General features: G+C 31.8%; 18 protein-coding genes and 3 riboswitches. Of the genes, 14 read left to right on the top strand and 4 right to left on the bottom strand.

Annotation, left to right across the window (positions count from 1 at the left end; genetic code table 11):
* Positions 1-27: 27 nt before the first annotated feature.
* Both WY13_RS14980 and WY13_RS14975 read left to right on the top strand, forming a co-directional pair.
* Complete coding sequence (locus WY13_RS14980) at positions 28-366, top strand: winged helix-turn-helix transcriptional regulator (RefSeq protein WP_063556418.1); 339 nt, start codon at positions 28-30, stop codon at positions 364-366.
* Complete coding sequence (locus WY13_RS14975; RefSeq protein WP_063556417.1) at positions 360-1,511, top strand: metallophosphoesterase; 1,152 nt, start codon at positions 360-362, stop codon at positions 1,509-1,511. Before WY13_RS14980 ends, WY13_RS14975 begins: the two co-directional genes overlap by 7 nt.
* A 108-nt stretch (positions 1,512-1,619) precedes the next feature.
* On the opposite strand, the gene WY13_RS14970 is transcribed toward WY13_RS14975, so the two are convergent.
* Both WY13_RS14970 and WY13_RS14965 read right to left on the bottom strand, forming a co-directional pair.
* Positions 1,620-2,354: a cyclase family protein gene (locus WY13_RS14970; RefSeq protein WP_063556416.1), complete on the bottom strand. Its 735-nt coding sequence runs from the start codon at positions 2,352-2,354 to the stop codon at positions 1,620-1,622.
* A 33-nt stretch (positions 2,355-2,387) separates the two neighbouring features.
* Positions 2,388-3,788, bottom strand: a complete 1,401-nt coding sequence (locus WY13_RS14965) for an APC family permease (RefSeq protein WP_063556415.1) — start codon at positions 3,786-3,788, stop codon at positions 2,388-2,390.
* A 173-nt stretch (positions 3,789-3,961) separates the two neighbouring features.
* Positions 3,962-4,070, bottom strand: a riboswitch (SAM riboswitch).
* Between the two features lie 333 nt (positions 4,071-4,403).
* A riboswitch (SAM riboswitch) is annotated at positions 4,404-4,513 on the top strand.
* A gap of 272 nt (positions 4,514-4,785) precedes the next feature.
* On the opposite strand from WY13_RS14965, the gene WY13_RS14960 reads away from it, so the two are divergent.
* Genes WY13_RS14960 through WY13_RS14925 form a run of 8 tightly spaced genes read left to right on the top strand, consistent with a single transcriptional unit; the run spans position 4,786 to position 13,952 of the window.
* Positions 4,786-5,937: a sugar ABC transporter substrate-binding protein gene (locus tag WY13_RS14960; RefSeq protein ID WP_063556414.1), complete on the top strand. Its 1,152-nt coding sequence runs from the start codon at positions 4,786-4,788 to the stop codon at positions 5,935-5,937.
* 35 nt (positions 5,938-5,972) lie between these two features.
* Positions 5,973-7,487 carry a sugar ABC transporter ATP-binding protein gene (locus tag WY13_RS14955; RefSeq protein WP_063556413.1) on the top strand — a complete coding sequence of 505 codons (1,515 nt, stop codon included), beginning with the start codon at positions 5,973-5,975 and terminating at the stop codon, positions 7,485-7,487.
* Between the two features lie 3 nt (positions 7,488-7,490).
* Positions 7,491-8,492 carry an ABC transporter permease gene (locus WY13_RS14950; protein ID WP_063556412.1) on the top strand — a complete coding sequence of 334 codons (1,002 nt, stop codon included), beginning with the start codon at positions 7,491-7,493 and terminating at the stop codon, positions 8,490-8,492.
* Between the two features lie 23 nt (positions 8,493-8,515).
* On the top strand, positions 8,516-9,739 hold the full coding sequence (gene mtnK, locus WY13_RS14945; RefSeq protein WP_063556411.1) for an S-methyl-5-thioribose kinase: 1,224 nt from the start codon (positions 8,516-8,518) through the stop codon (positions 9,737-9,739).
* A gap of 19 nt (positions 9,740-9,758) precedes the next feature.
* A complete protein-coding gene (mtnA, locus tag WY13_RS14940) occupies positions 9,759-10,808 on the top strand; it encodes an S-methyl-5-thioribose-1-phosphate isomerase (RefSeq protein ID WP_063556410.1) in 1,050 nt (349 codons plus the stop codon).
* A 22-nt stretch (positions 10,809-10,830) separates the two neighbouring features.
* Positions 10,831-11,757, top strand: a complete 927-nt coding sequence (locus tag WY13_RS14935) for a transketolase (RefSeq protein WP_063556409.1) — start codon at positions 10,831-10,833, stop codon at positions 11,755-11,757.
* Positions 11,758-11,772: 15 nt separating this feature from the next.
* Positions 11,773-12,780, top strand: a complete 1,008-nt coding sequence (locus tag WY13_RS14930; protein WP_063556408.1) for a transketolase family protein — start codon at positions 11,773-11,775, stop codon at positions 12,778-12,780.
* Positions 12,781-12,803: 23 nt separating this feature from the next.
* The gene (locus WY13_RS14925) at positions 12,804-13,952 is read left to right on the top strand and encodes a RuBisCO large subunit C-terminal-like domain-containing protein (protein WP_063556407.1); all 1,149 of its coding nucleotides are present in this window, start codon (positions 12,804-12,806) and stop codon (positions 13,950-13,952) included.
* Positions 13,953-14,004: 52 nt separating this feature from the next.
* On the opposite strand, the gene WY13_RS14920 is transcribed toward WY13_RS14925, so the two are convergent.
* Positions 14,005-14,793 carry a dimethylarginine dimethylaminohydrolase family protein gene (locus WY13_RS14920; protein WP_063556406.1) on the bottom strand — a complete coding sequence of 263 codons (789 nt, stop codon included), beginning with the start codon at positions 14,791-14,793 and terminating at the stop codon, positions 14,005-14,007.
* A 131-nt stretch (positions 14,794-14,924) separates the two neighbouring features.
* Complete coding sequence (locus tag WY13_RS14915) at positions 14,925-16,292, bottom strand: sigma-54 interaction domain-containing protein (protein ID WP_063556405.1); 1,368 nt, start codon at positions 16,290-16,292, stop codon at positions 14,925-14,927.
* A gap of 352 nt (positions 16,293-16,644) precedes the next feature.
* On the opposite strand from WY13_RS14915, the gene WY13_RS14910 reads away from it, so the two are divergent.
* The 4 genes from WY13_RS14910 to WY13_RS14895 all read left to right on the top strand — a co-directional run bounded on the left by WY13_RS14910 (position 16,645) and on the right by WY13_RS14895 (position 20,672).
* Complete coding sequence (locus WY13_RS14910) at positions 16,645-17,028, top strand: hypothetical protein (RefSeq protein WP_063556404.1); 384 nt, start codon at positions 16,645-16,647, stop codon at positions 17,026-17,028.
* Positions 17,029-17,243: 215 nt separating this feature from the next.
* Positions 17,244-17,354: riboswitch (SAM riboswitch) on the top strand.
* A gap of 391 nt (positions 17,355-17,745) precedes the next feature.
* Positions 17,746-18,468: an amino acid ABC transporter permease gene (locus WY13_RS14905; protein ID WP_063556403.1), complete on the top strand. Its 723-nt coding sequence runs from the start codon at positions 17,746-17,748 to the stop codon at positions 18,466-18,468.
* Entirely contained in the window at positions 18,461-19,219 is a 759-nt protein-coding gene (locus WY13_RS14900; protein WP_063556402.1) for an amino acid ABC transporter ATP-binding protein, read from the top strand. The genes WY13_RS14905 and WY13_RS14900 overlap by 8 nt, the downstream gene beginning before the upstream one ends.
* Positions 19,220-19,349: 130 nt before the next feature.
* Positions 19,350-20,672 carry a CapA family protein gene (locus tag WY13_RS14895; protein WP_063556401.1) on the top strand — a complete coding sequence of 441 codons (1,323 nt, stop codon included), beginning with the start codon at positions 19,350-19,352 and terminating at the stop codon, positions 20,670-20,672.
* The last annotated feature ends 28 nt before the right edge of the window (positions 20,673-20,700 follow it).

The raw sequence follows: 20,700 nt of genomic DNA, 5'->3' as shown, positions 1-20,700 counted from the left end.
TATAACACTTTTAAAGGAGAAACTTTTATGGATAAAAAAGATTTGCCTGCATGTCCAGTTGAAACTACACTCTCACTCATAGGTGATAAGTGGAAAGTTTTAATCATTAGAGATTTGCTTACAGGTACCAAAAGATTTGGAGAATTAAAGAAGTCGGTTGGAAGTATTTCGCAAAAAGTTTTGACTCAAAATCTAAGACAGATGGAGCAGGATGGCATTGTAAATAGAAAAGTATATGCCGAGGTTCCACCTAGAGTTGAATATTCACTGACAAACCTTGGATTTAGTTTAAAGCCAATACTCGATGTCATGTGGAGTTGGGGAGAAGAATATAAGAAATGTAGTGTAGGTAATCATTTATGCTAATTGAAAATATTATTTTACTTATACTTATTTTGATTTTATACATAATAGTATGGTATTACGTTGGAAGAAAAGTAAAAGGGGTATTTTTAAAGAAAAATAAAAATTTAAAAAAGAGACTGTACTGGATTGCATTTTGGTTCATAGCTTTTTCTTATATTATAAGTTCTATATTTAAAAGTGTTGTATCAGTAAACAACATAATTGCTTCTCTATTAACAATAATAGGAGCAGTATCTCTAGGCATTTTTTATTATTTATTTATATTATTTCTGCTCACAGATGTGGTAAAATTTGTTTTAAAAAAGGTAGGATTTAAGGGGAAAATTAGAAATTATATAAGTGCCATATATGATGATGGAATTTCAATTTTTATAATAGTTTTAATTATTTTTTGTTTTGGCATGTGGAATGCCCTTCATCCAGTCGTAACAAATTATAGTATAGATATAAATAAAAGTGCAGGTAAAATCAATTCACTAAACGTGGTAATGGTGTCAGATGTGCACATGGGTATAATGATTAAGGAAAAAGGCATCGATAAAATGGTAAATTCCATAAATAAATTAAAACCTGATATAGTTTTCTTTTGTGGAGATATGGTTGATGAAAGTACCACTACAAAGCTAAAGAAATATTATGGACAAGCTTTTAAGGGGATAAATTCAAAGTATGGTGTGTATTACATTACAGGAAATCATGAATATGGAGAAAATTTATCTGAAACAATTAGTTATATGAATGAAGCAAAGGTTAAAGTGCTGCAAGATAAGGCAGTTAAAATAGACAATAGTTTTTATGTGGTAGGTAGAAAGGATACTGCTAGTGGTGAAAAGATAAAACCACTAAATGAAATTTTGAAAAATACAGACAAATCCCTACCTATTATAGAATTAAATCATAGACCGGTTGATCTTGAGGAAGTTCATAAGGAAAATGTGGATTTACAGCTTTCAGGGCATACTCATAGGGGGCAATTTTTCCCCAATAATCTTATAACAAGGCTTATTTATGAAGATGACTATGGATACCTTAAAAAGGACAATTTTAATTTAATAGTTACTTCTGGTTATGGCACCTGGGGACCTCCCATAAGAATTGGGACAAAAGGTGAAATAGTAAACATTAAAATTAAGTTTAAGCACTAGGTGCATGAATTATGAATAAGAAAAATGAGACAAGTAAAACATATATTTTATTTGTCTCACTTTTCTTTAAGGGGGGATTAAGTTAATTATGTGTAATATATTGTAAATTTAAGGCAGAATAGCAAATGAACGAACAGGGAAACCCGGTGCCTTTTGAGCCTTAGGAACTATGCTGAAGATTATTGCTCCAGTTGGAGGTACTTTGTCCAAATTGGTCATAACTTCAATTTGATAATGATCTTTTTTTAATACATAATATTCTCCCTGAAATCCAGTTATTTTTTGTTCTATTGGTGCATCTGTATCAAAAGTTTCATGTCCGTTTGCTGCTATTTTGCGAGTTTCATATAAGAATTTGAGTGCATCAAATGACCATCCAGGATAGTGTTCATCGCCTTTTTCATCAAGGTTTAAAAATTTGTCTTGATCAGGCCATCTTTTACTCCAGTCGGATCTAAATGCTACAAAAGAACCTTCTGGTATTTTACCAAATTGCTTTTCCCATTCTAAAATATCCTCTACTGTAAGTACGTAGTCATCATTTTCTTTTACTTTCTCTGAAAGATCTATAACTACAAGAGGTAAAACAAGTTCTTGAAGTTCTAATTCATCAATGTATCTTCCTCCTTCTGCAAAATGTATTGGAGGATCAAGATGAGTTCCGTATTGTCCTGCAAATGTATATTGTTTTACAAAGAATCCATCCTTGTGAGTGAAAATAGTTTCAAATTTTGCAGGATTAAAGCTTGCAAATCTTGGAGTGTCCGGTCCAAATTCATGGGTAAGATCTACCCATTGGTGTTTTTTTAAATCATTTAAAGTATTCCATAAACTATTAGTCATAATATATAATCTCCTTCCAAATTAAATAGTATATTAATTAGCAACATTCTCTTTAGAAGCTGCAGATAAAACTGATCCTTTTTTATAAATAGAAGTAATACTAAAACCTACTATTATCCATACCAAAACTATATAAGGAAATATATTATTAGGAAAGGCTGGTATAGGATAAATATTTGAATAAAAGGTGAATGCCAAAACAAATAGAGCTACAACAGGTATAATAAGCTGCCAAGTCCATATTTTTTTCTTTCCAAAGTATATAAGTGAGCCTAAACTTGTTATAAAGTAAGCAATAAGTAATGCAAGTGCACCTATTGTTCCTATATATCCAAATACTTCTACTCCATCATGTTTAAAAAGTGCTAAAACAGGAATTATTATTATTGCAAGTATGATGTTTAATGCCACATAAGGAGTATGGTGTTTAGGGTGTACGCGAGAAAAAATTTGTGGAACATTACCATCTTTACTCATTGAATATAGGAGTCTTGAACCTGCAGTCATAGATCCTAAAGCAGTTGAAAAAGCAGAAATACTGATAGCTAGTGTAATTAATATAGTAAATACACTTCCTATATAATTTTTAGAAAGGTCTACTATAGTAGATGGTGACTTAGTTAGTGCCTCTATTCCTGAAGCCGATACTCCAAATCCTATAACCTCAGCATAACTTACGAATACGAATATAAGTCCGGTTACAACAACTGTACTTGCAATTGCAAGAGGTATTGATTTTTTAGGATTTTTACTTTCTTCACCAAGACTTGATGCCCCCTCAAAACCACCAAAGCATAGTATTGCATATACGATTCCAGCACCATAATTTGAAAATTTATTTCCATTTCCTTTAAAAGGAACTAAACTTAATCCTTTTGTTGAACCAACTTTTACAAGAATGACTACTGAAAGTAATATTACGAGGAGAATTGATACAGCTTCTATGACAAGCATAATGTTTGTACTTAATTTTACATCACTATAAGATACAAACCATATAAACGCCTCGCAAATTAGTGCAAATATAATCCAGGATATGCTTACTCCAGTTAATTCTTTAATAAAGCTGGAAAAAAGAGATCCAAAAGCAGAAGAACATCCAGCAGAAAATCCTATATAGGTAAGCAGTAAAGCCCATCCTGATATTGAGGCAGCTTTTTTACCTAAAGATCTTTCTGTAAATGTATAAACCGAACCTGCAGATGGAAAATATTCATTGAATTTTATAAAAGATACGGCTACAAAGCCCATTAGTATAGTTGATATAACAAATACTGCACTTACAGAGTAAGATACTGTTGATGCCATAAGTCCTACATTCATTGACATAGCAAAAGTAGGTGCTATTATTGCAACTGAAAGTGCAATAACTTCTACGAAATTAAGCTGATTTTTTTTAAGGGCATTAATGCCTTTAGAGTTTTCTTTGCTCATACTGTTCACTCCTTAGCGAATAGGTTTTTATTTGTATTTTTATTAATCAAATGGAAATCTTATCAGAATATTTGATTTGCGCAAATCGAATGGTTTATCTTATAAAAAAATAAGGTCATTTTTCTATAAGATAAGAAAAATGACCTTTTAATATCATGATATTAAAATTAGTTATCTCATCTATCAGAAATAATCTGCAGGAATTAACACCAATACATTCAAATGAAAAATGCTGGTTGTTGGGTTTCATAGGGCCAGTCCCTCAACCTCTCTTGATAAGATTTTATTTAATTTATTTAGTAGTATACTACCAAGATTGTCCTGTTGTCAATAGTTTTTTTGAAAGATTAAAGTTGAAAAAATTTTAATTTATTGACACTTTATAATGAAAGAAATGGGGTTTTATTATACTATAAACTTATTTATTTGGGACATAATCATATGCGGTATACTAAGACATTATCACAAATCAATCATACTTAAACAGAAAAAATTAGAATTTTTGTTGACAAAAAAAATAAAAGATTGTATATTATATATAAATTATTTTACATGTTTGTTGATTGACTAGAAAAACTAGAAATTAGCATTTAAACTTTATAATCGAATAAAGAATTCTTATCTAGAGTGACGGAGGGACTGGCCCTATGATGTCCAGCAACCTGAATACGATGTATTGTATTCAATGGTGCTAATTCCAGCAGGAGAAACCTGAGAGATGAGAAAAGTATAGAATATAACTTCTTACATTTTCTCTGTGAGGAGTTTTTTGTTTTTTAAAAAATTGTTTTATTGTAGGGTACAAAATAGAATAGTATAATTACGCATTGGTTGACTAGAAAAACTAGAGACCAAGTTTCATTTATTTATAGAGAAAACTCTATATTTATGAAGCTTGGTCTTTTTTATTTACTAAAAATATTCATATATGGGAGGTGCAAAATCAAAGAATAAAAGCTAATAAAAATTTATATTTCAAAAAGAGGAGAGTATAAAAATGAGAAAAAAAATAAGTACTATAATTTTAGCGCTATTTACAATAGCTGCTGTTGCTTTTACCGGGTGTTCCCAGGACAGTGGAAATACTTCGAATAATTCTAAATCACAGAGTTCCCAAAATACTCAAAATAGCAGTAGTAAAAAATCAGGCAGCACAAAAGTTCCATCTAAAATTTCTAGTAAGCAGATAAAGATAATGGTAATTCGTAAAATAGGTGGAGATGACAATACAGCACAATACTTAGCAGGTGTAAAGCAGGAAGGGGAAAGTTTAGGTTTTAAAGTGGACACTTTTAGTGCCAATGGAGATAGTGTAAAATTTCATGATGCCATAAGTCAGGCACTTCAAAAAGACTATGATGGTTTTATAATATCCCATGGTGATGATAGTGCTACTGTAGATGATGTTAAAAAAATTATAGCTAAAGGCAAGCCAGTAGTAACTTTTGATTCTAATCCTGAAGTAGCAAAGGTAGAAGGTATTACTATAACAGAACAGGATGATGAAACTTTAGCACTCACTTCCTTTAAAAAATTAGTTCAAGACCATAACGGCAAGGCAAATATAATATATCTTTGGGTTGATGGATTTGCACCAATGGTAAATAGAAATAGAATGTATAAGGCAATGCTTGAGAAATATCCTGATATAAAAGAAGTTGAAAGATTTGGAGTAGCATCATCTGATACCTCAGTTCAGACACAAAACGCAGTAACTGCAATGCTTGCAAAACATCCTAAAGGAACTATTGATGCTATATATGCTTCATGGGACGCTTTTGCAATAGGTGCAACTAGGGCAGTTAAAGAAGCCGGACGTAATGAAATAAAGGTATATGGTATAGATGTATCAAATGCAGACCTTCAGGCAATTCAAGATAAAAACAGTCCATGGACAATTACAACAGCTGTAGATCCAAAGCTTATAGGTGATGTAGATGTAAGACTTCTTACTAAAAAGATAGCAGGAGAAAAAACACCAAAATATTACGATCTTCAAGCATCATCCGTGGAAAAAGATCAAATAGTAAATTCAGGTACTGCTGTCAACATGGAGAACTTATCAAAATTAATTCCAAGCTGGGGCAAATCAGATGCTTTTGAAGAGCCATGGATGGATACTTTGAAAAGTCAGCATAGCAGCAAATAAAATATGAATTTGAAAGTAATTTGGAAGGTGTGTATATGGATACGAACAGAGGTACATTTTTAAACATGAAAGATATTTCAATAGAATTTCCAGGAGTAAAGGTACTGGATAAAGTTAATTTTTCTACTAACGCAGGTAGGGTACATGCTATCGTAGGGGCTAATGGAGCTGGTAAATCTACACTTATGAAGATTCTGTCTGGAGCTTATGCAAATTATACTGGAGAAATTTTTATAGCTGGAGAAAAAGTTCATATAGGAGAGCCAAAAGATGCAAAAGATCTGGGCATCCAAATTGTGTATCAGGAAGTAGATACTTCACTTATTTCATACTTATCTGTAGCTGAAAATATAATGCTTGATAATATAGTAAACCATATGGGTAAAAAACAGTTTGTAAATTTTAAGAATATAAATGATGGGGCAGAAAAAATTTTAAAAAAGCTCAACATAGAAATTGACACTAAAAAACTCATAAGTGAAATTACCCTTGCCCAGAAGCAGATGGTATTAATAGCCAGAGCCATATCAATGAAGTGCAGGTTCTTAATATTGGATGAACCTACAGCACCTTTAAGTACCTCTGAGATAAAAGAATTATTTAGTATTGTGGATGAACTTAAAAAACAAAATGTAGGAATTATATTTATATCTCACAGGTTGCCTGAACTTTTTTCCATATGTGATGATGTAACAGTTATGAGAGATGGTAAATTTGTAGTGGAAAAACAAATACAAGCTACCAGTCAAAAAGAAATAGTGGGGTATATGCTTGGCAGAAATTTTGAAAATAGCTATGAAAAAAAGCATATTAAGCCGGGAAAAAAATTAGTAGAAATAAAAAATTTAAGTGATGGAGAAAAAGTAAAAGATATAAATATATATGCAAAAAGCGGTGAAATAGTTGGAATAGTAGGACTTGTAGGGGCAGGAAAGACGGAACTTTGCAATGCCATATTTGGAGCATCTAAAACAGTGTCGGGGGATAAAATTATAGAGGGTAAAAAGATAGAAATAAAATCTCCCTATGATGCTGTAAATGCAGGTATCGCACTGATACCTGAGGAGAGAAGAAAACAAGGGGTATTTATTGAAGAAAGTATAGCTGTAAATATTACTTCTTCTAGTTTAAATAAGTTTTGTAAATTTAGAAATGTATTGGATGTTGAAAATGAAAATAAAAAGGCAAGAGAAATAATAGAGGATTTAGATATAAAAACTTTGGATGAAAACAAGAAAGTAGGGCTTTTATCTGGTGGGAACCAACAAAAGGTGGCTATAGGCAAGTGGCTCGTAAGTGATACTAAAGTTTATATTTTTGACGAACCCACAAAAGGGGTGGATATAGGTGCTAAAAAAGAAATATTTCAATTAATTGAAGGATTAGCTGAAAAGGGGAAGTCGATAATTTATGCCAGTTGTGAAATATCTGAACTCATGGGTATTACAGACAGAATTTATGTAATTTATAATGGACAAATAGTAAAGGAATTAAACACGGCAGAAACTAATGAATCAGATATTTTATATTATTCAACAGGGGGAATGTAGGAAATGAGTAGTGAAAACACCAAAAATGATATAACTGTAGATAAGAAAAAAATTGATATATTTGACTTTTTATATAAATATGGGACTTTGATTACAATCGGACTGCTCATCATTTTCTTTGGAATTATGGGAGGAAAGTTTCTTGAGCCAAGTAATGTGGTAAATATACTGCGTTCCATTTCCATTGTTACAATAATTGCAGTGGCAGTTACAGTTTCTCTAACTGTAGGAGGATTTGATTTGTCTGTAGGCTCTACTGCTTCACTATCTGGAGCCGTAGTTATGGCCATGTTTATATGGCATAACCAGGATAGTGTTACTTCTATAATAGTTGCCATACTAGCATCTCTTGTGGTAGGAGTTATAAATTCCATAATGATTGTGAAAGTGAAAGTACCTGATATGCTTATGACACTTGCTACTATGTTTGTATTTCAAGGGGTGGCTCTTACTTATACAAGGGGGGCTGCCATATCTCAGAACATGGTAATGGCAAATGGAAATTTTGCAAAAGGTAAACTCACCCAATTGTTTACAACCTTAGGACAGCTTCCCTGGATTATTATAGTAATGATAATTATAGTTCTTATCGTACACATATTTTTAACTAAAACCAAACATGGAAGATATATGTACATTATTGGTGGAAACATGGAAGCAGCAAGACTTTCTGGGATACCGGTAAACAAGTATAGGGTATATGCCTATTTAATATCTGCTTTTCTTGCAGGTGTTGGAGGAATAATGCTGGCAGCAAGGGTTCAAACTGCAGAAATAAATGCGGGCTCACCTTATCTTATGGATGCGGTGGCAGCAACATTTATAGGATTTTCTGTAGGAGGGTCAGGAAAACCCAATGCCATTGGAACCTTTGCAGGAGCAGTTCTTATAGGAATACTTCAAAATGGACTTGTTATGTTGTCGGTTCCATATTATGCAATGGACATTGTAAAAGGTATAGTTTTAGCCTTTGCACTGGCTCTCACTTATTATAAAAAGAAATAATTTTGAGAAAGGAGATATGAAAGATGGGTAAATTTACAGATGAATATTTTACAATGACTGAAAAGGATGTACTCCAATATGCAAAACTGCAGTTAGATTTTTTTGATGGGAATGCAGAGCTTACTTCTAAGGAAATAGGAGATGGAAATTTAAATTATGTATTTAAAATTCAAGATAAAAAAAGTAATAAATCCATAATAATTAAACAGGCAGGTCCTGTAGCTAGAATTTCTGATGAATTTAAGGTATCTCCGGATAGAAACAGAATTGAAAGTGAAATATTAGAGCTTCAATATAAGCTTTCTGGGGGTCTTGTACCTAAAATTTATAAATATGACAGTGTAATGAATTGTTTTGCCATGGAAGATTTATCTGATTATGAAATAATGTGTACAGCTTTAAATAAACATGAAAAATTTCCAAGGTTTGCAGAGCATATTACCACGTTTTTAGTTAATACTCTTCTTTTAACTTCGGACGCAGCAATAAACCATAAGAAAAAAAAGGAATTGGTAAAAGATTTTATAAATCCAGAGCTCTGTGAAATAACAGAAGATCTTGTTTATACTGAGCCTTTTTATGATTGCCCAAGAAACGATTTATTACCTGAAACAAAAAAATTTGCAGCCTCTAATTTGTGGAATGATAAAAAACTTCTTTTAGAAACTGCAAAATTGAAATTTGAGTTTATGACAAATGCCCAGTCTCTTATACATGGAGACTTGCATACAGGTTCAATTTTTGTAAAACCAGATTCCACCAAGGTGTTTGATTCCGAATTTTCTTTTTATGGACCTGCAGGTTATGACATTGGAAATGTAATTGCAAATTTGATATTTGCTTATGAAAATGCAGAAGCTACAATATTGGCTGAAAAAGAAAAGGAAGATTATAAAGGATGGCTGGAGGTTACAATAATTGATATTATAGATTTATTTTCTAAAAAGTTTAAAGTTTTATGGAAAGAAAATGTTTCCGAGAAGGTGGCAAATTATGAGGGCTTCTTAGAATATTATTTAGGAAATATATTAAAGGATACCTCAGCTGTAGTTGGCCTAGAACTTGCAAGGAGAATCATTGGACTTGCCCATGTGAGCGATATAGTTTCTATAAAAGACATTGAAAAGAGAACAAGGGCAGAAAAGATATGCCTTCTATCTTCGAAAAAGTTTATATTGGACAGAGAAAATGTAAAAAGTGGAGCAGACTTTATACAGGTAATTAAAGATGCGGAAAACAAGTTTTAGCATATGAGGAGATGAAAAAATGTCAGAAATTATACAATCTGTAATTCTAGATGATGCAAATAATTCTCTTATAATACTTGATCAAACTCTCCTGCCGGGAGAAAAAAGATTTATAGAATTAAAAACTGAAAAAGATGTCTGGAATGCTATTTATGAACTTAAAGTTCGGGGAGCACCTGCCATAGGCATAACTGCAGCTTATGAAATATATCTTTCTGTAAAAAAATATGATCCACAAAGTTATGAACAATTGTATGAACATTTTAAAAATACAAAGGAATATTTAGCATCTTCAAGGCCAACTGCAGTAAATCTATTTTGGGCTCTTAATCGTATGGAAGAAAGGTTGAAAAAAGAATCTAAAAATACTATTGCTGAGATAAAAACTGCTTTAAAGGAAGAAGCAGATAACATATATAAGGAAGATGAAAAAGTATGTAAATCCATTGGAGAATATGCTCTTTCTCTTCTAAAGCCGGGTTTTGGACTTTTAACTCACTGTAATCCAGGTACTATAGCTACTGCTAAATATGGTACGGCTCTTGCACCTATATATTTAGGAAATGAGAGAGGATATGATTTTAAAGTATTTGCCGATGAAACTAGACCACTGCTTCAAGGGGCAAGGCTTACTACCTGGGAATTAAAACAGGCAGGAGTGGATGTTACACTGATATGTGATAATATGGCATCCATTGTTATGAAGGAAGGAAAAATACAGGCAGTTTTAGTAGGATGTGACAGGGTGGCAGCAAATGGAGATACTGCAAATAAGATAGGGACTTCTTCTGTGGCAATACTTGCTAAATATTATAACATACATTTTTATGTATGTGCTCCAATCTCCACTATAGATTTAGATTGCAAAAGTGGTGAAGACATAAAGATTGAAATAAGACCTGAGAAGGAAATAACTACAAAGTGGTATACAAAGCCTATGGTACCTGAAGGAGTGAAAGCTTACAATCCTGCTTTTGATGTAACGGATAAAGAACTTATAACGGCAATAATAACTGAAAAGGGGATAGTATATCCACCTTTTAGTGAAAATTTGAAGAAAATCTTATAAAAAGCTTATTAAGGAGGAAGTTATGGAAGAATTAAAGGATACATGGGAAGATGAAGTTTATAAAGTGGCAAACAGAATAAGACTTAGAGTTTTAAAACACACTATAGAAAACAATGGAGGATATTTGAGTCAGGCCTGCTCTTCAGCAGAAATACTTTCAACTCTTTATTCAAAAGTGTTGAATTTAAATGAAGTTGAAAAGCCTATTGTTCCACCAAAGTTTCCTGGTACTCCGGGACCTGATAACAAAAGTTATTTTAATGGTGGCATATATAATGGAGAAAGATCGAAGGATACGGATAGATTTATACTTTCTCCAGCACAGTATGCACTTGTACTATATGCAGCACTAATAGAAGTTGGACGTATGGATACTTCTGGTCTTGATGAGTTCAATAAGGATGGAAGTTCTGTTGAAATGATTGGTGCAGAACATTCTCCAGGTATGGAGGTTACTACAGGATCTTTGGGACAGGGCATAAGCCAGGCAGGTGGTATTGCCCTTGCACGTAAATTGAAGAAAGAGAAGGGAAGAGTAGTTGTATTTTTATCTGATGGTGAATGTCAATCTGGACAATTTTGGGAAGCAGTACAGGCTATTTCCTATCACAAACTAGATAATATAATAGCTTATGTTGATATAAATGGATATCAGTGTGATGGAAAAATGACTACAGTAATGAATATAGAACCTTTCCATGAAAGACTAAAAGCTTTTGGAGCCAGGGTGTTCAGAATAGATGGACATGATGTAGATGCTATTTCAGCCCTTGGAAATTTAAAACCTGATGGAAGACCTACATTTATATTATGTGATACAAATCCTTCTAGGGGAATCAATATACTAAATAAGAGAAAACCTAAGTTCCATTATGTAAGATTTAAAACTGAAGATGAAAGAGAAAGTTACAGAAGAGAATTCAAGAAATTGAGTAAGAAGTTTCAATAAAGGAGGTTGAAGTTTATGAAAATAGAAACCAAAGTACATTCAAAGAATCTTATAAAATGGGCTAAGGATAAACCTGAAATATTAGTTTTATCTGCTGACTTAACTAGTTCTGTGGAAGTTGATACCTTCAGGGATACCTATCCTGATAGGTTTTTTTCAATGGGAATAGCGGAGCAAAATATGTTGAGCTTTGCAGGCGGACTTGCAAGAGAAGGTTTTATACCTTTTGTTCACACTTTTGCAGTTTTTATATATAGGAGAGCTTATGATCAGATAGCTATGTCTGTGGCATATCCAAATTTACCTGTAAAAATGTTTGGATTTTTACCTGGAATTATATCTCCAGGTGGAGCTACGCACCAAGCCATTGAGGACATATCAGTAATGCGCTCACTTCCTAATATGACTATACTTGAGTGTGGGGATGCCACTGAAGTTGAATCCGTTCTTGATGTAGCAAAAGCTATTAATGGACCTGCTTATATAAGAATGTTAAGAGGCGAAATACCAAGGCTCTTTAAGGCTTCAGAACCTATGCAATTTGGAAAGGCAAGAGTACTTAGTAAAGGAAGCGATGTAGTTGTGCTTTCCAGCGGTATATGTACGGAAGAAGCTATAAGGGCAATTAAAGAATTAAAGAAAAAGGGACTCTCCATTCAGCATATGCATATATCCACCTTAAAACCATTTAATGACCATTCGGTAATTGAAGCTATAGCAAAATCAAAGTATGGTGTAATAACTATTGAAAATCACTCTGTAATTGGGGGACTTGGCACAATTGTAGCTGAAAAATTAGCGGAAGGAGGTATAGGAAAAAAACTTGTACGAATAGGAATAAAAGATACTTTTGTCCATGGCGCCAGCAAACAATATTTGATGAAAGAGTATAGGATAGATGCAAAAGCTCTTATAGAAGAAGTTGAAAAGTTGGTAGGACAGAATTTTAATATAAAGGAAGAAGATCTTGACAAAGCTTTTGTAGCAGCAGTTCATAGTGATGCTAAGGCAGAAGCGTTGTAATTTTAAAAGGGGTGGAAATAAGTATGTTTTTTACTGGTAAAAGTGATTTGAAGCTTCCACAGGAAAGGTTTAATGTAACATATAAAGTACAGGGAGATGAAAAAGAAGCCTATAGAAAAGCACAGGATATATGTATAGAACAGACAGTGGAATTTCCAGAGGATGTCGTACCAGAAGGAATAATAAAAGATAACATAGTTGGCAAAATAGAATCTTTTAATAAATTAGAAGAGGGAGTATTTCAGGTTAATATAAGTTACCCTGAAGATGCTACTGCCTATGAGCTTACGCAACTTATAAATGTTATATTTGGAAACACAAGCATAAAGCCAGGTGTAAGGGTTGAAAAAGTTAATTTGTCGAAAAAAATAACTGACAGTTTTAAAGGACCTCGTTTTGGTATAAAAGGTATTAGAAAATTATTAAATGTGCCTAAGAGGCCACTTTTATTTACAGCGTTAAAGCCCATGGGAGTGAGTGCAGAGGAACTCTCCCATATTGCATATGAATTTGCAGTTGGAGGAATTGATATAATAAAAGATGATCACGGACTTACAAATCAACCTTTCTGTCCTTATGAAAAGAGAGTTAAATTGTGCAGCGAAGCTGTAAAAAGGGCAAATGATAAAACAGGTAGGAATACAATATATGTACCAAATATAACTGCACCAGCAGGTGAGATTTTAGATAGGGCACGAATTGCGAAAAAATTTGGAGCTGGAGGAGTTTTGATTGCACCTGGACTTACTGGTTTTGATGCGATGAGACAAGTTGCAGATGATGACAGTATAGCCCTTCCAGTTATAAGTCATCCTGCATTTCAGGGGAGCTTTGTCCTAGGAAATGAAGGTATAGCCCATAAGGTATTATTTGGCGATATTGCAAGACTTGCTGGAGCTGATGCTACTATTTATCCTAATTTTTTAGGTAGATTTTCTTTCTCCCGGGAGGAATGTGTTGGAGTTTCTGAAAATTGTAAAAAAGAATTTGGAAAATTAAAATCTATACTTCCTTGCCCTTCAGGTGGAATGAACCTTGAAAATATACCAGAATCCTATAAGGCTTATGGTGATGATGTGGCATTTTTAATTGGTGGAGGATTGTTTAGAAAGGGACATAGTATAGCTAATACCTGCAAGTACTTTAAGGATTTAGTTGAAAATCTTATATGATCAGAAATGTTTTTTAAATCAGGTGAGATAAGAATCTCACCTGATTTAAGTTTTATTTTAAATTATTAGCAGCACTTACAGGTATTCTTAATGAAAGGCATGTAAGTCCTCCATCCATTTTTTGAAATTCGGACATTTCAACTTCAACAATTTTATAACCTGCATCTACCAAATTCTTCTTTGATTTTTCAAATCCTTTTGGAATTATAAGATTACCATTCATCATTATACAGTTTGCTGAATATGCCTCATCAGCATCTACATTTATAATTTTGAAATCTTTAAATGAATCATTATCTATAAATTCACCAGTTCCAATAAAGGTATTTTTCCCTAAATAAACTATTCCTGTTTTAAGATGAAGTATTTTTTTTACAGGTACTGTTGAAGCTGTATATCCATATTTGTTTAGTATTTCTGTAAGCTGTTTTGCACCTTCGGCATTTGTTCTTTTTGATTGACCTATATAAAAATGATTTTCAGCCCTTAATATATCTCCACCATCAAGGCATGCATCACCAGATAAAAATTCTATGTTATTATAAAACTTTTTAAGCACATCAATTATTTCTTTTTCTTCGCCTTTTCTCGACTCTGCACCGGGCTTTGTTATTATAGCAGATTTTTCAGTTACAATTGCTACATCTTCTACAAATGTTGAATCAGGATACTTTTCATCAGCATCTAGTATAGTAACACTACATCCGCATTTTTCTAATGCTTTAATGTATTGTTCATGTTGCTTCAATGCTTTTTTATAGTCAGGTTTTCCAAGGTTTGACGTAGTTATTCCATCTGCAAAATTTTTACTTGGTTTTCTTACTATTACGTTTTTTATCATAATGATCAGCTCCTTATAATTTTAACAATTAATTAGAGCAAAACTTATGCCAATATTGGAATCCACTAATACCGCTATTTTTTTCTAAAAGAACGAAAATTTTTTTGCTTTTTAAAAAAAATTTTTTCGCTTTATCTATCTATATTATATTTTGACAATTTATAATTAAGAGCTTGTCTCGATATTTTGAGCAGTTTTGCTGCGGAAGTTGTGTTAACAGTGTTTTTTATAGCATATTGAATAATGCTTTTTTCGTAATCTTGAACAAGTTCCGTTAAGGATTTCTCAGACATTGTAATATTCGTGATTTTGGGGTGGGTACTTTTTATAGAAAAAATGTAATCAGGTAAATCTTCTACGGTTATAATATCGTTATATGTTAAATTAAAAGCAGATTCTATAACATTTTTTAATTCTCTCACGTTTCCTGGCCATTTATAATTTTTAAATATATTTTTAACAGAACTATCAATTCCTTTAATAGATTTTCCCATCTTATTATTATATTCTTTTATAAAATAATCACATAAAAGCTCAATATCATTTTTTCTATCTTTCAAGTCAGGTAAGTTTATTTGAATAACTCCAATTCTATAAAAAAGATCCTCCCTAAGCTTGTTTTCAACTATAGATTCTAAAGGAGGCTCATTCACTGCTGAAATTATTCTAACATTTATTTTTATACTTTCAGCTGAACCAACTCTTCGTATTTCTTGGTTTTCAATTGCCTTTAAAAGTTTTGCTTGCATAGATATTTCCATTGAATTTATTTCATCAAGAAAGAGAGTACCGCCATTAGCAGCTTCAAATAATCCTTTTCTATTTTCTGCTCCTGTATAACTCCCTTTTAATGTACCAAATAAAATACTTTCAAGAAGTGTTGCTGGAATGGCTGCACAGTTTTGCGATATAAAAGGATTAGAAGACCTATTACTATTTCTATGGATGGATTGAGCTATAATTTCTTTTCCTGTACCTGTATGTCCGTAAATTAAGACTGGTGAATCAGATATTGATACCTTTAATACTTTTTTCTTTATGTTTATCATGGTATCATCACAAGTAATTATATCATCAATGTTATAATATTTGCTCCTATTTTTATCTTTTTCTTTTAATTGTAGTGTTATATCCTTTCTTTGCTTTTTAGGATCAATATATGCTGAAATTTCAACAGCACCAATTGTTTCAGATTTGGACCTTATTGGAAAAGTTGAATTTACTGCATTTATTTCAATACCTTTATAATTTACAAGATGTTGAGTTCTATTAAGAATGGCCTTGCCAGTTCTTAATACTTTTAGTAAACTACTGTTATCTTTATTTAAATCTGGATATATGTCACATAGATATTTTCCTATTACTTCTTCAGCATAGAGGTTGTAAATATCTGTTCTAAAGTTATCAGAATACTTAATTATTCCATTGTTATCTATCAGTACTATTGCATCAATATAATTGTATAAACTCAATATTTGCTTAATATAGTTCTGTAACATTTTAGTCACCTCAATTTATTATCTTATATTTGAAATTAAATGTATAAAGTAACATTAAATTTTAAATTCAAACTTTATTTAATCATAATTTTACACCATTTTACAACCGTTTTAAAGTTACCTAAAATATGAATGAAAAAGTGACTGAATATTTATTCTAAAAAATGCATAAATATGTTGACATATGTATTTAATGGAACTATAATCTTAACAAGCAAAACTTATATATGTAAAAATTATTTCGATTTTTTGAAATCCTTGAGGAATAATAAGTGTATTCCCCGAGATTAAGATAAGTGAATGACTAAGAGTTTCTAAATACAGTTTACATTTTAAAGGGGGAAAATTATAAATGGGTAATGTACAAGTAGTTAATTCAAAAAAGGAAATAGTTAACTTTATTTCAGAGTATTTTATTACACATAAAAATACTATAGCGATTATTAATAGAGACTTAAAAAAGGATATTATGCAAACATTGTTTATGAAAGAAGATTTTGATAAGTTTAAAGATATTTCTGATTTAAAAGAAAATGTATTATTTCTTATCAAAACTGGGCATAAAGAAGATAGAACATTAGGAATTAAAATATGTGACGCTTATAATCAAGATACAAAGCACTTTAAAATGGTAGATATAGAAAATATTTTAATTATTAATGGTTTGATTACTGAAGATGAAGAGAAGTCAATTATTTATTATAAGGAAAAGGTTAAACTAAAATTAGAAGCATAATGGGAAAACTCATATGTTTCCTTATGAGTAGACAAGTGAAATAATAAAAACTTGTTTACTTAGAAGAAAGCATTTTTATGTCGTTTAAACAGAAAAAATTAGAATTTTTGTTGACAAAAAAATAAAAGATTGTATATTATATATAAATTATTTTATTTTTTGGACTAATTAACTAGAAAAACTAGAGATTAGTATTTAAATTAACTAAATAATAATTCTTATCAAGAGTGACGGAGGGACTGGCCCTATGATGTCCAGCAACCTGAATGCAAATGAAATGTGTTTAATGGTGCTAATTCCAGCAGGAGAAACCTGAGAGATGAGAAAGGTATAGAATATAACTTCTTACATTTTCTCTGTGAGAAGTTTTTTTGCTTTTGAAGAAATATTTTATTATAGAGTGCAAAATAGAATACTGTAATTACGCATTGGTTGACTAGAAAAACTAGAGACCAAGTTTCATTTATTCATAGAGAATTTTTATGTGAAAATCTCTGTATTTTTGAAGCTTGGCCTTTTTTAATTACCAAAATATGTTTGCATGCAAGGAGGTGTAAATTTTAATGTTGATACATAACGAATGGTATATAAAATGATTGCTTTTGTTTTAATTAAAATAAACCAATTGGGTTTATCAATGAATCTTACTTAGTGGGAAAAGCAGATATCCCAAATAGGTAGCTATCAGATAAAGTCATAATTTTACTGGAGGAAGAAATGGAACGTATTTTTAAAAGTGAGATTATTTATGAATCTTTTATAAAATTACTGCCGAGTTTAAATGTAACGTTATTAATTACAGTAGTTTCAATTTTAATAGGTATGATTTTGGGATTGATTATTGCATTATTAAGAATAAAAAAGATACCTATATTTTATCAATTAGCAACTATATATGTTTCATTTATGAGAGGAACACCGCTATTAGTTCAGTTATTTTTATCTTTTTATGGAATTCCGTTATTGTTAGAACTGCTTAATGCAAAGTATCACTTGAACTTAAGCGTTAATAACATTCCAACACTAGTTTTTGTTTTTGTAGCATTTTCATTAAATGAAGCTGCTTATAATTCTGAAGCTATAAGGGCTGCAATTTTGTCTGTGGATAAAAAAGATATTGATGCTGCATATTCACTTGGAATGAATAATGGTCAGTTGATGAGAAGAGTAATTATACCTCAAGCAATGATTGTAGCAATTCCTAATTTGGGAAATAGTCTTGTTAGCTTAGTGAAATCTACTTCTTTGGCTTTTACCATTGGAGTATTAGATGTTACAGGAGCCACTAAGGTTATTGCTGGAAGTAATATGCACTTCTTTGAAACATACATAGCAGCCGCCTTAATATACTGGATAGTTTGTATAATTATTGAAGTTGCTTTAAAAAGACTTGAAAGTAAATTTAATATTTTAGAGAAAGGAGTTGATACCAGTGTTTAAGGTAGAAAGAATAAAAAAAAGCTATGGAAATAATCAAGTCCTTAAAGATGTTAGTATGAGCGTTGAAAGTGGTGAAGTAGTGGGTGTTATAGGAGCTAGTGGGTCAGGAAAATCTACTTTGCTTAGAACTTTTAACTTTCTGGAACGAGCTGACTCTGGAATAATAACACTGGATGATTTTTCAGTTGATGTGGAAAAGGCAACTAAACAGGATATACTAAAAATTAGAAGAAATACAGCTATGGTTTTTCAATCGTACAATCTGCTAAAACATAGAACAGCAATAGAAAATGTTATGGAAGCCTTAATTGTAGTTCAGAAGATGGACAAAAAAGAAGCAAGAGAAATTGCGGAAGAAAGTTTAAGTAAAGTTGGATTGTCAAAACGATTTAACTATTATCCTCATCAATTATCTGGTGGGCAACAACAGCGTGTGGGTATAGCAAGAGCAATTGTGATAAATCCAAAGGTTATTTTATTTGATGAACCAACATCATCCCTAGATCCAGAGATGGTGGGAGAGGTATTGTCTGTAATTGAATCAGTGGTTCGAGGAGAAATAACTTCAATCATTGTTACTCATGAAATGTCATTTGCACGAAATGTATCTGATAAGATCATTTTTTTTGATGAAGGAAGTATTCTTGAAAGTGGAAGTCCAAAGGAAATATTTGAAAGACCAAAGGAGGTTAGAACAAAACAATTTTTACAGAGAACTATGGATCCACTGAACTATAGATTAGAAAATTAAATAATACTATAAAAATAATCTATTAAATAAACAATAATTGCAAAAACAAAAAAATATTATAGAATTAATGGTAAAAAATAGATATAAATTAGCGTATTATAAATAATTTTTAATATGAGGAGAAAAATTTATGAGAATTTTAGTTTGTGGAGAATCTCTTTTTTCTAGTCGTAATTTAGCAAAGAGGTTAGATCAAAAAATTGTTAAAAAGTTTCTTGAAGCGGATGCAGTGTTTACAAATGCTGAATTTTGTACGCCACAATATACAACACCTCCAGCTGCTGGAAGAGGGTTTATGACATCTGTAAAGCCAGAAACATTAGATGAGTTTGTTGACTTGAATATGAAATTAGTTTCATTTGCCAATAATCATACTGGAGATTATGGTTGGCAGGGAGTCGTTGATACTATAGAAGCAGCTCAAGAGAGAAAAATAATTTATTGTGGAATAGGTCATAGTTTAGAAGAAGCTAGGGCAGCTCGTTTTTTAGATACTGCAAAAGGAAGAATTGGTGTAGTTGCAACAGGATCAACACGTTCAGAAGTATTTGCAGCTAGTTTGCCTGGAGCTGGTATTGCAGCTAGGCCTGGATTAAATCCATTGCGTTGGGGACAAGCATATGTATTACCTGATAAAGAATTTTCCGAGTTACAACATATTAATAAAGTTTTAGGTACAGAAGCGAGTATGTTAGAATGTTTAAAAGTTGAAACGCTGCCTGAACCAAAGCCTGATAAATTTAAGTTTGGTTCGTTGTTTGAGGGAAACCTACAAATTGAACGTGGAAATTATGCCCATGTTCGTACTTTTGTAAATGAAAAGGATAGAGATGCCATTTTGAAAAACATAAGTGATTCTTCTAAACGTTCAGATATTACGATTGTAAGTATACATACTCACGAGGGCACAGCAGAAAATTGGTATTCACCTGAACCAGCAGCTTTTATTGAGGAATTTGCTAGAAAAGCTATTGATGCTGGGGCTAGTGCAGTTGTTGGACATGGGGCGCATTTTTTACGAGGAGTAGAGCTATATAAAAAACGACCTATTTTTTATAGCTTAGGAAGTCTTTTTTTAGAATTTGAGGCTGGAGAGTCAAAAATTGCACCAGAGATGTATGAAGCATATGGATTAGGTAAAGATGCTTTGCCTTCTGATTTACATTGTGCTCGTTCACAAGATAAAGATGGAAATTTTATTGGATTTAATGCAGACAGGCGCTATTCAAAACACTGTATAGCAGTTTTTGATTATGTAGAAGATAAATTAGAATTTAAGCTATTACCTATTGATTTAGGGCTTAATCGAAAAAGACCATTAGATAGAGGGCTGCCAGTAATAGCTAGTAATTCAGTTGGAAGAGAAATTACTAAAGATTTAAACAATTTAAGTCAATGTTATGGTACAAGATTCGATTATGATGAAGAGGATGGTACTATTTCAATTAAATAAATTTTAAATTATTATAAATAGGAGAGAT

This window comes from Clostridium ljungdahlii (assembly GCF_001636845.1).
Taxonomy (GTDB): domain Bacteria; phylum Bacillota; class Clostridia; order Clostridiales; family Clostridiaceae; genus Clostridium_B; species Clostridium_B ljungdahlii_A.
This window is presented reverse-complemented; position numbering and strand designations above follow the sequence as displayed.

Bases quoted from the DNA above. Each gene is read 5' to 3' on its own strand.
- WY13_RS14980 (WP_063556418.1), top strand. From the start codon at position 28: ATGGATAAAAAAGATTTGCCTGCATGTCCAGTTGAAACTACACTCTCA.
- WY13_RS14975 (WP_063556417.1), top strand. From the start codon at position 360: ATGCTAATTGAAAATATTATTTTACTTATACTTATTTTGATTTTATAC.
- WY13_RS14970 (WP_063556416.1), bottom strand. From the start codon at position 2,354: ATGACTAATAGTTTATGGAATACTTTAAATGATTTAAAAAAACACCAA.
- WY13_RS14965 (WP_063556415.1), bottom strand. From the start codon at position 3,788: ATGAGCAAAGAAAACTCTAAAGGCATTAATGCCCTTAAAAAAAATCAG.
- WY13_RS14960 (WP_063556414.1), top strand. From the start codon at position 4,786: ATGAGAAAAAAAATAAGTACTATAATTTTAGCGCTATTTACAATAGCT.
- WY13_RS14955 (WP_063556413.1), top strand. From the start codon at position 5,973: ATGGATACGAACAGAGGTACATTTTTAAACATGAAAGATATTTCAATA.
- WY13_RS14950 (WP_063556412.1), top strand. From the start codon at position 7,491: ATGAGTAGTGAAAACACCAAAAATGATATAACTGTAGATAAGAAAAAA.
- mtnK (WP_063556411.1), top strand. From the start codon at position 8,516: ATGGGTAAATTTACAGATGAATATTTTACAATGACTGAAAAGGATGTA.
- mtnA (WP_063556410.1), top strand. From the start codon at position 9,759: ATGTCAGAAATTATACAATCTGTAATTCTAGATGATGCAAATAATTCT.
- WY13_RS14935 (WP_063556409.1), top strand. From the start codon at position 10,831: ATGGAAGAATTAAAGGATACATGGGAAGATGAAGTTTATAAAGTGGCA.
- WY13_RS14930 (WP_063556408.1), top strand. From the start codon at position 11,773: ATGAAAATAGAAACCAAAGTACATTCAAAGAATCTTATAAAATGGGCT.
- WY13_RS14925 (WP_063556407.1), top strand. From the start codon at position 12,804: ATGTTTTTTACTGGTAAAAGTGATTTGAAGCTTCCACAGGAAAGGTTT.
- WY13_RS14920 (WP_063556406.1), bottom strand. From the start codon at position 14,793: ATGATAAAAAACGTAATAGTAAGAAAACCAAGTAAAAATTTTGCAGAT.
- WY13_RS14915 (WP_063556405.1), bottom strand. From the start codon at position 16,292: ATGTTACAGAACTATATTAAGCAAATATTGAGTTTATACAATTATATT.
- WY13_RS14910 (WP_063556404.1), top strand. From the start codon at position 16,645: ATGGGTAATGTACAAGTAGTTAATTCAAAAAAGGAAATAGTTAACTTT.
- WY13_RS14905 (WP_063556403.1), top strand. From the start codon at position 17,746: ATGGAACGTATTTTTAAAAGTGAGATTATTTATGAATCTTTTATAAAA.
- WY13_RS14895 (WP_063556401.1), top strand. From the start codon at position 19,350: ATGAGAATTTTAGTTTGTGGAGAATCTCTTTTTTCTAGTCGTAATTTA.